This is a genomic window from uncultured Gimesia sp. (assembly GCF_937919775.1).
Taxonomy (GTDB): Bacteria; Planctomycetota; Planctomycetia; order Planctomycetales; family Planctomycetaceae; genus Gimesia.
This window is the reverse complement of record NZ_CALFPF010000786.1, coordinates 1-14,198: the sequence shown is the minus strand read 5'-3', so window position 1 is coordinate 14,198 and position 14,198 is coordinate 1. Positions and strand designations below refer to the sequence as shown.

Annotated in this window: 12 protein-coding genes; 5 read left to right on the top strand and 7 right to left on the bottom strand. The window is 50.5% G+C overall.

The genetic code is table 11. From position 1 onward, the window contains the following. Positions 1-469: 469 nt before the first annotated feature. From Q0294_RS22325 to Q0294_RS22315, 3 genes are all read left to right on the top strand, one after another. Positions 470-1,393: a DUF1559 domain-containing protein gene (locus tag Q0294_RS22325; protein WP_299469872.1), complete on the top strand. Its 924-nt coding sequence runs from the start codon at positions 470-472 to the stop codon at positions 1,391-1,393. A 93-nt stretch (positions 1,394-1,486) separates the two neighbouring features. After that, positions 1,487-1,906 carry a carboxypeptidase-like regulatory domain-containing protein gene (locus tag Q0294_RS22320; protein WP_299469870.1) on the top strand — a complete coding sequence of 140 codons (420 nt, stop codon included), beginning with the start codon at positions 1,487-1,489 and terminating at the stop codon, positions 1,904-1,906. 333 nt (positions 1,907-2,239) lie between these two features. Continuing rightward, a complete protein-coding gene (locus Q0294_RS22315) occupies positions 2,240-3,916 on the top strand; it encodes an alkaline phosphatase (protein ID WP_299469868.1) in 1,677 nt (558 codons plus the stop codon). A gap of 12 nt (positions 3,917-3,928) precedes the next feature. Here the strand turns inward: Q0294_RS22315 and Q0294_RS22310 are convergent, their stop codons facing one another. From Q0294_RS22310 to Q0294_RS22295, 4 genes are read right to left on the bottom strand one after another with little or no spacing between them, the layout of a single operon-like run. Beyond that, entirely contained in the window at positions 3,929-6,205 is a 2,277-nt protein-coding gene (locus Q0294_RS22310; RefSeq protein WP_299469866.1) for a penicillin-binding transpeptidase domain-containing protein, read from the bottom strand. 54 nt (positions 6,206-6,259) lie between these two features. Next, positions 6,260-6,799: a rod shape-determining protein MreD gene (gene mreD, locus Q0294_RS22305; RefSeq protein ID WP_299469864.1), complete on the bottom strand. Its 540-nt coding sequence runs from the start codon at positions 6,797-6,799 to the stop codon at positions 6,260-6,262. Positions 6,800-6,814: 15 nt separating this feature from the next. Further along, positions 6,815-7,780 (bottom strand): rod shape-determining protein MreC, encoded by a 966-nt coding sequence (locus tag Q0294_RS22300; RefSeq protein WP_299469862.1) that lies wholly within the window; start codon positions 7,778-7,780, stop codon positions 6,815-6,817. An 18-nt stretch (positions 7,781-7,798) separates the two neighbouring features. Next, positions 7,799-8,848, bottom strand: coding sequence for a rod shape-determining protein (locus tag Q0294_RS22295; RefSeq protein WP_299469860.1), 1,050 nt, complete (start codon positions 8,846-8,848; stop codon positions 7,799-7,801). Between the two features lie 286 nt (positions 8,849-9,134). Between Q0294_RS22295 and Q0294_RS22290 the strand changes: the two genes are divergently transcribed. Then, positions 9,135-9,770, top strand: a complete 636-nt coding sequence (locus tag Q0294_RS22290) for a CPBP family intramembrane glutamic endopeptidase (RefSeq protein ID WP_299469858.1) — start codon at positions 9,135-9,137, stop codon at positions 9,768-9,770. A gap of 122 nt (positions 9,771-9,892) precedes the next feature. Here the strand turns inward: Q0294_RS22290 and Q0294_RS22285 are convergent, their stop codons facing one another. After that, positions 9,893-10,975: a Gfo/Idh/MocA family oxidoreductase gene (locus Q0294_RS22285; protein WP_299469856.1), complete on the bottom strand. Its 1,083-nt coding sequence runs from the start codon at positions 10,973-10,975 to the stop codon at positions 9,893-9,895. Positions 10,976-11,170: 195 nt separating this feature from the next. Beyond that, a complete protein-coding gene (tyrS, locus tag Q0294_RS22280; protein WP_299469854.1) occupies positions 11,171-12,394 on the bottom strand; it encodes a tyrosine--tRNA ligase in 1,224 nt (407 codons plus the stop codon). Between the two features lie 402 nt (positions 12,395-12,796). Between tyrS and Q0294_RS22275 the strand changes: the two genes are divergently transcribed. Further along, positions 12,797-13,642: a SirB1 family protein gene (locus Q0294_RS22275; protein ID WP_299469852.1), complete on the top strand. Its 846-nt coding sequence runs from the start codon at positions 12,797-12,799 to the stop codon at positions 13,640-13,642. Positions 13,643-13,651: 9 nt separating this feature from the next. On the opposite strand, the gene Q0294_RS22270 is transcribed toward Q0294_RS22275, so the two are convergent. Next, entirely contained in the window at positions 13,652-14,167 is a 516-nt protein-coding gene (locus Q0294_RS22270; protein ID WP_299469850.1) for a hypothetical protein, read from the bottom strand. Positions 14,168-14,198: the final 31 nt, after the last annotated feature.

Below are 14,198 nucleotides of genomic sequence, written 5' to 3'. Positions count from 1 at the left end.
ACTGGCTCATTTCAGCTTTGAACTGAAGCGCCAATGCCCCCGGTATGAGTCTACAAAATCGCTTCAGCGGGAAGCGCAGCTCTCGACAAAAAACTTCATCCGACGCTGTCGTTAAACGGCGTTCACAAGAGGTGATCGGGGTTTGAGCATACCTTAAATCTGGAAGCGATGACTGTGGTGGCATCAACATTAATCTCACTCATTCATTTACAAAGCGACGTAAGCCGGTGCTTATAAATCCAACAAAATGTCAGAACCAGACAATCAACTGTAGACCAACTGACAATACCAATGTATATTAATGAACTACTGTACGATTACGTCGTTTGTGACACTTGTCACGTATTCGATGTCTTCAGCTTTCCCGCAGTCAGCGATTTTCATTGAGAGTAAACCGCAAGCCATTTTAATGATCAGTTTTTTGTCGCTATTGATCCTGAATTATACCTTAATTTCCAAGGAGAAAAACGTGCAATCGAATCATTTACCAAGACGCGCTTTTACATTGATTGAGTTGCTGGTTGTGATCGCCATCATTGCCATCTTAATCGCCCTGCTGCTCCCTGCAGTACAGCAGGCCCGTGAAGCAGCCCGCAGAAGTACCTGTAAAAACAACATGAAACAAATCGGGCTGGGGCTCCATAATTACCATGAGACTCACAAAATGTTTCCCATGAGCTACAAGCACACGCTGGACCCCAATTATGACGCCACACAACGAGGCATGAGCTGGATCTCCTACATGCTCCCTTTTATCGATCAGGCGAATCTCTACAACCAGATTAACCACGGACAATACCTTATGGATCCTGCCAACACGGCAGTCTCACGATCAGTACTCACCGTGATGCTCTGCCCGTCTGACCCTGGTACGGATGGTGGTATCGTAGGAGGTCGTGCGAATGTTGGTGATGACAGAGCCGTCACCAGTTATAAACTGGTCGCCGGAAATAACTGGGCCTGGGGAGGATTTGTGTATTCGGATACAAAAGGACGTCATGCCAACCAGACGAATGGTCTCGACCTGGGGAACGGCTTTATGTGCCGCAATGGAGGTAACAGAGTCTATGTCACCAAAATTCGCGATGTGACCGATGGACTGAGTACGACCTTTGCTGCAGGAGAAACACTCCCCAGAGAATGTTCTCACAACTGGTGGTGGTGGTTTAACGGTTCGACCGCGACGTGTGCCATCCCCTTGAATCATTATATTAACAACACCTACGCGGCAGGAGACTGGGGAAATAACTATTCGTTCGCCAGTCAACATGAAGGAGGCGCACATTTCCTGATGGGAGACGGGGCCGTCCGTTTCGTGAGCGAAAATATTGATCTGGGAACCTATCGTGCCCTGGCCTCTATTCAAGGTGGGGAAACGCTGGGCGAATTTTAGTCTCGTCTCTGATTACGATTTGATATGATTTTTAATTCGATGCAGCCTGTTTAATGAAAGTTGGGCAGGCTGTATTTTTCTCAAGGGTCTGACATGCGAAATTATAGTTTGTTACTGTTACCTCTGATCACGTTACTCATTTCCGGTTGTGGTGGTGGACCCGATGATGCTCCCAAAACAGTAGAAGTCACCGGAACCGTGACCATGAAAGGCAATCCGGTCTCTGACGCGATCGTCATCTTCATTCCCAAATCAGGTCCGTCTGCGGTTGGCTCGACGGACGCGTCCGGAAAATACTCGCTCAAAACCGGAAAAGCCACAGGGGCCATTCCGGGCTCTCACACCGTGACCATTTCCGCAGGGGGAGAAGTTCCGATGCCGGGCACAAAAGAAGCCGAAAACTTTAAAGCGAAATCCATCATCCCTGCCAGCTATGGAGATCCCAAGAAATCGGGACTCTCTGCGGAAGTCAAAGCCAGCGGGGAAAATGTATTCGATTTTAAATTGAATTAAGCCAACATTTGCAATTTGGTTTTGAGAGTGATGGCCCGCCTTCAGTCTGATCTACCTGAAATGTGAAAAACCAGGTGTCAGACCAAGTGTGCCGTCGCCGATTCCACAAACGCCTCTGGGCGACATAACTCTTATCGATCATTCTTCCTGCGCCGATCTTCTTCTGAAGATCGACCAGTCTTAGTAACCAATGTTCATTCCCAATTTCAAAACTTAACGAAGGCTTCACTCCCCCACTCTTTACAAACCCTGTCTGATCCCAGGTATAATAGAGACAGACCTTCCCAAACCCTGCCCGTTATTAACTGATTACGAATACTCACAGAGGATCAAATGAAACTCGCTGTTTCTTCCAGCCTGTTAGCGCTGATATTACTGGCAATTGTCGCACCTGCTGCAGCCGAAATTCCTGGCAACGATTTTATTCGGAAGATTCAGACAGCCGCGATTCAAAACAAAAAAAGCCCCGTCGCGCATTGGGGTTTTGACCCCGAAAACTATACGCAATGGTCCAGTCATTCGTTACGTCTGATACCGGTCTACACGTTTGGCACCAAAGGAAAGACCGAACGGCTCGACCTCAATTCCTATACGGGCAAGAATAGTCCCTATCGCAGTGCGAAGTCGTTGGAGACCATTTACGGGTTCCTGCCGGAGAACACGGTCAACCCGAAGGCAGACTATCTGGATCAGACTAATCTGTATGAAATGCAGCAAGTGGCACTCAAAGCAGGCAAGAAGAACATTATTCTGTTTGTCTTTGACGGCATGGACTGGCAAACCACCAAAGCAGCCGCTCTCTATTATTCGGGGGGAGACAAATACCACAGCGGACGTGGTACCGGCCTGTATTTTCAGGACTACCCCGCGGCCGGTACTTCACAGTTCGGTTATATGGTAACCGCACCCCACAATGATGAAACGAATGTTGACGTCAATCAGCAGACTGCATTGAACCCGGGTGGTAAAATTCGGGGAGGATACAATGCCGCCAAAGGGGGCCCCAATCCCTGGACACCGGGAAACGATAAAAAATACCTGATTGGAAATGCAGCCAACAATTACGGCGAACACGCTTATCCCGATTCCGCAAACACCGCCACATCGATGACCGCGGGAATCAAATCTTATAACAACGCGATTAATGTTGATCCCACAGGCGCCCCGGTCACCACGATTGCACACCAGGCGCAACAGAAAGGTTACTCGGTCGGCGTTGTCACCAGCGTTCCGATTACCCACGCGACTCCCGCAGCCGCCTATGCCCACAATGTCAGCCGAAATGATTACCAGGATCTGGCCCGCGACCTGCTCGGACAGACATCCATTTCCCATCCGAAAAGTCCGCTCCCCGGCATGGATGTGGTACTCGGCGGCGGTTTTGGAAGCATTGAAAAACCGACCGGAGCCAAGTCGCATGGAAAAAATTTCGTGCCGGGCTGGAAATACATTTCGGAAGAAACTCTCAGTAAAGCCGATGTCAAAAACGGCGGCAAATATACTGTTGCCGTTCGTACTCCGTTGAAAAAAGGCTGTGAAGGGTTGAAGCAGGCGGCAAAGGCTGCCATTCAGAACAAAACGCGACTGTTAGGCGTGTATGGCGTCGAAAACTATGCCGCGCATCTCCCCTTTCAGACGGCCGACGGCGACTATCAGCCCGCGCCCGGATTAAAAAATAGTGTCGAAGTCTATTCTCCCTCGGATCGGCTGGAAAATCCCACGCTGGCAGAAATGACTGACACTGCACTTCAGGTGCTCAGTCAGAACAAACAGGGGTTCTGGCTGCTGGTGGAAGCCGGCGATGTGGACTGGGCCAACCACGATAACAATCTCGATAACTCCATCGGAGCCGTCAAAAGTGGTGACGAAGCATTCAAAGTAATCACTGACTGGGTTGAGAAAAACAGCAACTGGGACGAAACCGTCGTCATTCTCACCGCTGACCACGGCCACTATCTGCACATTGATCAACCTCAGGCATTGATCCCTCCCAAACAGGATCAGAAGTAAAGCGGGGCAGAATCAGTTCGCCTGCAGCTTCACAGCATTCGAAGTCAGCAGGCCGATATCGAGTAACGACTGCACCAGTTTTTTGGCAATCGGACCAGCGACCTGACTGCCGGAGCCTCCGTGTTCGATGACAACCGCAAAGGCGTACTTCGGTCGTTCTGCCGGCACAAATCCGGCAAACCAGGCGTGATCATTTTTTCCCCCGCCGGTTTCTGCCGTCCCCGTTTTACCGGCGATAGTCATTTCTTTCATACGTACGGTTTTATATCCGGTTCCCCGCGGGTGGGCGACCACTTCAATTAAACCTTCGCGCACACGCTCCAGCGTGCCAGGATGAATGCCACTCACATAACGACGGGGATGTGAAATCATCTGTCGCGTGGTCGTCGAAGATTCGGAAGAAGGCACGATGCTGTGTGCCAGATGAGGAACGACCAGTTCCCCGTCATTGGCGACAACCGCCATCAGGCGGGCAATCTGTAAGGGAGTGACCGTCAGGCGAGACTGGCCGATCGCGACGCCTAACGTATCGCCGGGATACCAGGGCGATTTATCTTTTTTATTTGCGGGTGACGGATTCGGTAAATGTCCGCCACGTTCGCCGGGAATATCGATGCCCGTCGGTTTCCCGAATCCCAATTGATCGGCCCAATGGTACATCATTTCCGGCCCCATTCTGCGGGCTGCCTGAAAAAAGTAAACGTTACAGGACTGACTCAAGGCGTGTGTCAGACTAATATCGTTATGCCCTACTCCATAGTGCCGATAGATATAATCACGGTGCTGATCGGATCGATCGAGATAACCACGACAGCTGTAAAGTTCATCTGGATCGATCTTGCCGCTTTCCAATAATGCGATGGAAGTCAGAGCTTTAAACGTCGAGCCGGGAGGCAGCATCATCTGCGTCGCCCGCGGAAACAGAGGACGTTTCGGATTATTGAGCACGGCCTGCCACTCGTCCGGTGAAGGATTCAATAGCAGATTCAGATCGTAGCGTGGCGCCGAAGCTGTCGCGACAATCGCACCGCTGCGAACATCCAGCACGACGATGCACCCGCCCGAAGAAATCTCCGGTAAACTCTTCGCTTTCTCATCCGGGCTCTCATCCGGGCTCTCATCCGGACTCGGTTGTAAACCGTCCAGACTCTGGTCGAGCAGATTCTGCAACTCTTCCTGCAATCGGGTATTCAAAGTCAAAACGACATCATCGCCCGACTTCGCTTCACGCATGATCTCAGTGCGAATGATTTCTCCCTGTCGATTTTTAATAACCCGCTTCAAGCCACGCAATCCGCGCAGATAACGATCATAAGACCGTTCAACTCCCATCTTGCCAATCCGGTCACCGTCTTGATAATCAAGCGGATCTCCTTCAGGAAATCGCAGTTTGCGGTCGGCCAGAACTTTTTCATCGATGCGGTGGCGAATTCCGATTTCATGCGGGGCGATGGTCTTTTGCGGATACTCTCTGAGGGTCGCGATTTGAATATTGATACCTGGAAAACGCTCCGGGTGTGCCGAGATAGCCAGCGCAATTTCCCGCGGAATCCCAGTATTGATCGTGTGATAATCGAGTTCCTCGCGTACGACGATCCGATCTCTTTGCGGACGTCGTGGGGGTCTGGTTAATGTCTCTTTCAGCAGGTTCCAAAACGTCACCAGGTATTCCTGGCTGGTTTCCTCTTTCGATTCGGAAGCCGTTTCTTGAGGCTGCGCTGCCGTCTGCACCTGCTCGGCTCTTTCATTAACGCTGGCAATGATCGTTTCCACGCGTTGTTGAATTTTGCGACATGATTCCTGCAACTCATCCGGTGTCACACGCATCACCAGCGCCAATTCATCCCGCAGCTGCTGACGGCGGGCCACAATCTTTGCTTGGGCTGCTTCCACCGCTTCCGCATCCCGGCGTTCTTTGGGGTCCAGCAGCATCAATGCCTGCTGCTTGAGCCAGCGTGGGTTTGACGGTTCTTCGAGCCAGCGATAATGCATCTGCAGGTCAAACCGTTCGACGTCCATCGCCAGCACGCGGCCATCGATGGAGACAATCCGTCCATCGCGGCTGGGAATCGATTCGAATGATTCCGTGGTGCGACCAAACTGAGAATAAAAATATTCCGCGTTCATCAACTGAATAAAAAGCAGACGTCCGCTCACCGCCAGCAAGGGGAGCATCAGTATCAGTCCCAGCAGAACCACGCGTACGCCGGGCATACGATCCACCTGAAACGACTGCCCTGAAGCATCGCTTTCTGAAGCCAGGTGATCATTGCCGGGACGATTTCGCATCGGGATGAAAATTCATTCTGCTGAAGGGAAATGATTTGAATATCGAGAAAGGATTCAGTGAGAAAACCGGGACTCATACGCTGTTCTGTTCTGCAGATTCTGCCCGAAGTCAACGGGTATGAGCCGCTGGATGATTTTGCACGCCAGCAGCAGTCCCATCCCTACTACCGCTGTATACAGTGCATTACCGGCCGAATGTCGGGTCAGGGAAATCAGATCTGGCAACATTTTCGCATCCAGACGATTCAGTATTTGAAATAAGCTGTCAAAGGCAAACGCCATCACCGCCATCAGTACAAAGCGACTGATGAGCGAACGAATCTGAAAATGAGCCTGAACCCGGAATGCCATCCAGACCAGGCAGGTCAACAGTAGAATGCCTGTTCCCGGAATCGCTGCATCAAACGTCTCGCAAATGAGTCCTGTAAGTATGGCCCAGAGAAACACCTGCGCATCCCGAAGCCAAAACAGCGCAAAGCACAACACAAGCAGAATCAGATTCGGCCGACTGCCTGCAATAATCGCGTCCGGCACGAAACTGATCTGCACGATCAGCATCAAATAACAGAACAATAATAAACTGATCCATTTCACAATTCAGTTCCTCACTCAGTTTGCCAGCATGCGTCGCGGATTGACGATTTTCCGAAGTACACTCACCTGTTTGACTTCCGCAAGCTTTACGGCTGGTTCGACGATGATCTTCCAATAAGGGGCTCCGCGGGGAAGCTCAGCTTCAATCACGCGGCCATAATACATCGGCTGTCCCAAAGTCGATTGCATATTCAGCGGGAGCTCGCGATCGACTTCTCCCGTATAAACTTCCTGTCCCACCTGAATCGATTCGGTGGGAGGGATCTGCAACAACTGGCATTTCCCTTCACCCATGCCGACTAAAATCCCATCGGTGCCTAATTGCAGCCCCTGCTCTGTCTTGCGGGCAATTCGCGCCGATCCGCGATAGTCAACCGACGTGATGGGTATCAGGCTGCTGGTCCAATGTCCCACTTCGCTGATTTTTCCAATCACGGCCTGCCCGGCGTAAAGTGAAAAACCGGCCTGAACTCCCTGTTGCGTCCCCTGATCGATGAGTGGTAACTCGGACTCCAGAACGAATGAAGATTCAAAAACACCCCGCTCTCGCCCCTGATTGAGCAGTTGTCCCTCTTTCAATAAAGCAATCGATGACTGGCCCAGTAATTCCGCCTCAATCAAATCGGGAACCAGCAGACGTTCGCCCGTCTGCGTTTGATACGCAGGCACGCCCGTTTGTTTGAGGTACTGTAAGTCTTCGTTCACTTGCAGCGACTGCAGCGCAAGACGCCGGTTTTCCTGCTGCAGTTCGGACAAACGGGTTTCCAGCTGTTTCACGCGCGACAACTCTGGAGAGACCTCTGCTGTTTGCGGCTGCCAGTCTTTAAATTGCTGAACCAGAATCAAACCAGGTTTGGATACATCACGAATCAGATTAGACACGCGATCGGAGTAGGCGGACGGAACCGCATACAGACAGATGCCTGTCAGAATCGCCAGCAGTGCCAACTTGATTTCCGATGACCGCGTCTCACGTTTCATAAACTGAGGCCCGTCCCTTTAAAAATCGCCATCACCATTATCGAAGGCGTGTCGCCATTGGCTCAGATGCTCCAGGCAGATCGCGGTTCCCCGCGCCACCGTACGAAGCGGATCTTCGTCCACCCGGACCGGAATGCCCAGTTGTTCGCTCATATAAAATGCGATCCCCCGCAGTAAGGCACCACCGCCCGTGAGCACCATCCCGTTGTCAGCCAGATCCGCCACGAGTTCCGGCTTGCACTGTTCGATGGTCTGCTTACAGCAATTCAGGATCGACTCCAGCGGTCCATGCAGCGCATCGCGAAGTTCTTCGCTGGTCACGATGGCTTTGCGCGGGATACTGCTGATGATATCCAGGCCTTTGACTTCCCCCGTCAATTCCTGCTCCAATGGATAAGCACTGCCCAGTACCAGTTTGAGTTCTTCCGCCGTCTGCACGCCGATACGCATGGAAAAATGCTGTTTCATATATTCCACAATGGCTTCATCACATTTGTCGCCACCAATGCGAACCGAATTGCTGACCACCGTATCGCCCATACTCATAATGGCCACTTCACTCGTACCGCCACCAATATCACACACCATACTCGCCATCGGTTCTGAAATCGGTAACCCGGCGCCAATTCCGGCAGCCTTCGATTCATCGATCAGATAGACCCGACCAGCTCCCGCACGTTCGGCACTGTTAAACACAGCCCGTTTTTCAACCGGGGTAATGCTGCCAGGCACGGCAATCACAACACGCGGTCTCAATCCACGCGAATGATGGCGGGCCTTATGAATGAAGTAGCGCAGCATCGCTTCGCAGAGTTCAAAGTCGGTAATCACTCCATCTTTCAGCGGACGGACGGCAATAATGCTATCGGGGGTGCGGCCCAGCATCTGTTTCGCTAATTTGCCAACCGCAGTTCCATTACCCAGAATCTTGCGGCTTCCTTTGTGCAGCGCCACGACCGAAGGTTCATCCAGTGCAATCCCCTCGCCCTGGATGGACACGATGGTGTTAGCCGTTCCCAGATCAATCGCTAAGTCGGGACAGATCCATTGACGTAAACGGTGCAGCATCCTTGCACTACCGCTTCTTTAGAAAAAGAGTAAACTGCTGTAGAAATAAACACACGACAATCCCAATCATCCGTCGCTGAGAAGCCTGCGATTCACAATGTATCCTGTTAAGATTGGGAAAATGTATTCGAGATGGCGAGTTTCTGCAAGATGCAGTTCGGAAACGGCCCATCAATGATAAAACAGGAAAGCCAGGAAGCTTTGGCTGTGTCATTTTGATTTGGATTCAGACAATTCAGTGCTATAATTCAAGAGTATTTATTAATAGAGAGTAAACAGACTTCCCATGTTTGATTCGGATGACGAAGAAGAATTTGAAGACACCAGCGTGCAAGAACAACAATTCTTCATCCTGGGCGGCTCTCTCTTTTCAATTGGATTTATCGTCATCGCCTTTGGAGTGGGCTGGATATTGGGAGTCAGTCCGCTGCAAAATCTGAACTGGAGCTGGTCCGACCTGTTCATCGGTGCCGCAGCAGTCTTACCGATGTTCCTGTTTTTTCTGTTCGCTGTTCGTGTCCCTGTCCGTGCCCTTCAAAAGATCAAACAATTTCTGCTGGATGAACTGGGCCCCCGAATTGTCAACGGCTCGATCCTGGAACTGTTCATCCTCTCGATTTTCATCGGCCTGGGTGAAGAGTTGCTATTTCGCGGCGTTTTGCAGTCTTGGTCGTCTCAATATGGAGTCGTCATCGCAATCATCTTCACCAATTTGCTGTTTGGGATTCTGCATTCGATCACGCGCGTGTATGTGATCATCGCCACACTGATGGGCGTTTACCTGAGTCTGCTGCTGGTTTTGTTTCCGCCGCAGAATCTGCTGATTCCCATCACGACTCACACAATCTATGACTTCGCCTGTTTTTTATATATCATCCGCATTTATCGTCAGCAGGTGATTGCTGAGCAGTCAGAAATTTAGAGCGTTCAGGTGGTTGATGTCGAGCTCTCAAAGGTTCCGTTCACCCAAAGCACGCGACAAAAACAAAACAGGACGAGCCTTGAGAGCCCGTCCTGTTTTTCAATTTGGCGTCCGTTCCAGTCTTATTTTTTCTTTGTCTTCGGGATTTTCGGATCTCGTTTCAGCGGCAGTGAAACCTGTTTACCGGTCCACGAAGACTGATAGATCGCCAGAATGATTTCGACACTCTTACGACCATCGTTTCCATCAACCAGCGGTTTCTTGCCCGTCTTGATGGAATTGATAAAGTCTTTCAACTGTTCCATGTGACCTGCGTAAGAAATCGCAGACGGGTCGCTGGCACCGCCGGTATTGCCGCTCTTTTTTGCCAGATCCGTTCGGATTTTTTCATCGCGGGCGTTCTCTTTGGCAAACTCCCAGTGCAAGACATCGTCCTGCTCGATAATGACGGTTCCATGCGTACCGGAAATTTCCGTTTTCTTGAGCAGGCCTGGGAAAACACTGGTACTGGCTTCAATCACGCCGAGGGCGCCATTTTTGAAGCGAATGGTCGCCACTCCCGTATCTTCGACTTCAATCCGCTTATGAGCCAGTGTGCCCGTCATGCCGTTGACGTCGGCCACATCACCCATGAACCAGTACAGGAGGTCGACATTATGAATCGCCTGATTCATATACGCGCCGCCTCCGTCCATCAGCCAGGTGCCACGCCATCCGCCGCTGTCGTAATATTCCTGGGTGCGCCACCATTTGACATAGGTATCACCGAGCGTCAGTTTGCCAAAGCGGCCTTTTTCGATCGCTTTTTTCAACTCCTGATTGGCAGCACCAAAACGGGACGGCATGATCGTTGCCAGTTGAACCTTATTCTTCTTGCAGGCGTCAATGATGGCGTCACAACGTTTGAGCGTGATTTCCAGTGGTTTTTCGACCACAACATGTTTGCCGGCTTTCGCAGCGGCAACAGCCGGATCCATATGCGCACCGCTGGGAGTGCAGATGGTAACGACGTCTATCTCCGGATCTGTCAGCATTTCGTCTAAATCATGATAGGCCGTGCAACCATTCGCTTCTGCAAACTTATCAGCCGATCCCGCAAATCGATCAAAGCAGGCGACCAGCTTGGCGCCGCGAATTTCTGCGAGCGCCTTTGCATGAAAATTCGAAATCATGCCACAGCCGACAATTCCAAAACCTGTTGCCATTACTGTTGCTTTCTGTATTTCGTTCCAAAAGTGTCTGTCTCCGTCCCCATGCCAGACACGGGTATCAGAGAACAAAATGAGCTATCTTAAGCAGCTAAAACAAAGTTTTACGAAGTATCTCGCACGAATGCAATGCGCGCGGAATCAATTCCCCCGAATGCGAAAAAAACCGGGGCGATTCCGGTCGATCCGGGATCAATCGACTAATTCCACCTGACAGAATCGTTTCTTGCCGACCCATAACAGGAGGCCCGATTCCACGGGAATCGCCTGATCATGGGCTTCGATTTTCAATTTCTCTTCCCCCACTTTTGCCCCTCCCTGTTTGATTGAACGGCGGGCATCACTAGTGGAATCGCACAGGCCCGTCACTTTCAATAAATTGGCGGCAGGTATTGTCCCATCATCGCTTAATTCTGACTTTGAGAGCTGTACAACAGGAATCTCGGAAGGTAAGCCGCCCGAACCAATCTCCCGCTGCCAGCGTTCGGCTGCCTCGTCTGCCGCAGCCGCGTCGTGATACTCGGAAATAATCGTTTTCGCCAATCGCACTTTCGCCTCTTTGGGATGCCCTTTCAAAATGGCGGTCACTTCCTCCAGTGGAAAATCGGTCAGTAGTTCAAAAAACATCTGCATGCTGTCATCCGAAAGCTGCATGAATTTTTTCATCATGTCATACGGGGCTTCACTGATACCGATATAATTCCCCAGACTCTTCCCCATGCGGCGGACGCCGTCAGTGCCGACCAGAATCGGCGACATCACGCTCACCTGCTGCTTCAGTCCCTGATCTTTTTGTAGATCGCGGGCCAGCATAAAGGAGTAAAGCTGTTCGGTTCCCCCCAGTTCAATGTCAGCTTTGATTTCGACCGAATCCCAGGCCTGCATGATCGGATACAGACACTCATGCAGGTAAATGGCCGCTTCTTCGCGATACCGTTTGGAAAAATCGTCGCGGGTCAGTAATTGGGCGACCGTCACTTTGCTGCAGAGTTCCAGAATCTGGGCAAAATTCATTTTGCTGAACCAGTCTCCGTTCCGCACGACTTCCGCATGCTCCAGATCGATCACTTTACCAACCTGATTCAGATAGTCGATCGCATTGGCTTCCACCTGTTCGATCGTGAGGCGGGCCCGGGTTTCATCCCGCCCGCTGGGATCACCGACCAGCGCCGTATAATTACCGATAATAATGACCGCCTGATGCCCCAGTTCCTGAAACTGCCGCATCTTCCGCATGGGAACGGTATGCCCCAGATGGAGGTTTATGCCTGTCGGGTCAATCCCGTATTTAATCCGTAGAGGAGTCCCGGTTTCTCGGCTCCATTTGAGTTTTTCCGCCAGTTCCTGTTCAGGAACGATCTTCTCGACGCCGCGGCGGATGACAGCCAATTGCTCTTCAACAGGCAAAAATTGCATGGAACGTACCAGACTCTAATCTCTAAAAGTGTAATTCTGAAAAACGGGGTTTCGACCATTTTGTCGACTCACACCACGAGCGTCAATCTAAGCAGCAGCATGTTACCGGTTATTTCAATACGATTTGACCAATTGCTGCCTGACATGATAATATCCGGATCTTGTTCACAACTTTGCCAGGAAAATTCTGATCTCATATAACTGTTTAATGATGACCGGAATCAAACTACTCAGACTTAACATTTTTACAAAGAGTGAAAGTTTTGATCTGTACAGAGAAGGAATGGCATTGATGAAATTCTGTAAAATCCGTTACAAGAATCGGACGCCGAGAGTACTGCTTACCATATTATTTTCATTCACGACCACCTTCCTCACCCTCCTGAGTAAAGCCTGTCTTTGATGGACATTGCACACCTATTTCAATTCAAACAGGATCGGGAATTTACCAGACTCCTGCATCACGATAACTATATCGACCTCACAACCGCAGCGCTCGAACTAGCCCGCGATGATCAACCCGAACTGCAGTTTGATATGGTTTATACATGGATTCGACAACGGGCCAGCGAGCTTTCCGGTCGTGTCGCGTTGGCCAATGATGATCGTTCTCTCGTTCAATGCTTTGTGGACTGTCTCGCCAGACAGCACAAACTGATCGGAAACACAACCTGTTATCATCAGGCGGAAGGCAGCTACTTAAATTACGTGATTGAAAAAAAACAGGGCCTGCCGATTGCACTCTCTCTCATCTATATGGCTGTTGGCAAAGAGCTGGGGATTGACATTCAGGGAGTCGCCGCCCCCATCCAATTTCTGGTACGCTATGACTCTCAGGCAGGTCCGCTGTTCATTGACCCTTATGCAAAAGGTGCCATCTACACTGAAGAGGAATGTGTAGTTCGACTGGCTGAACTGGGAGAATTTACCCGAGGCGAACTGACCAGACTCTTAAAACCGGCCAGTCACCGTGAGATTATCGCGAGGATGCTGATGAATCTCAAACGCATTCACGAAGAACATCAGGACTACCAGAAAGCTTGGAATGTGCAACGCAGGCTGTTTGCACTGAGCCCGCTTTCCAACACTCACAAAAAAGACATGGCGGCACTCAGTTTTAAAACAAAACAACTGAGTCTCTCTGTGGAATTACTCGAAAGTTGTCTGAAAAGTTGCCCCGAGTCAGAGCAGTCTGATATTAAATTGATGCTTCAAAAAGTGCATACAGAACTGGCAAAATGGAACTGACTGTCATGCTCATCCAGCGAATTGAGACGCAGCCGCTTCGATCTGATACAGAAATTTGCCCCCGCTCTGGAACATTTGATTCTCTGAAAATCGACTCCAGGCCAGACGGATAACCACAAATTCCATCACCGGTTTTTCCAGATCGAAGGTAATCGCGACTTCACGCGATGTAATCGGTTTGCGATGGGAAAAAGAAATGCCTTCGATGGAAAGATTGCGTCCTTCGACGACCTGCAGGTCAGGTTCCAGTTGTTTCGATTTTCGATTGATCAACGACAGACCGATCGGCCGCTCGCAGGGAATCCGGTGCCATTTGCGACTGCTGAAGGCTGCCGGCTCGAGATACCAACTGGCAACAACCGTTTCAGCCAGCTTGTTCAATTCCGGTATCCTCCGTAAACAGGGAAACCGTTTTGTCTCTTGTAGAAACGCTTCCCGCTTGTCAAATTTAAACTCCGAAGATTTCATTTCCAGCAAACCGTTCAAAATGGTTTCACCCTCGAATGTCTCTGCTATGTGCCCCATGATGATTCGCTCTTTTTAATCTGTCTGAAAC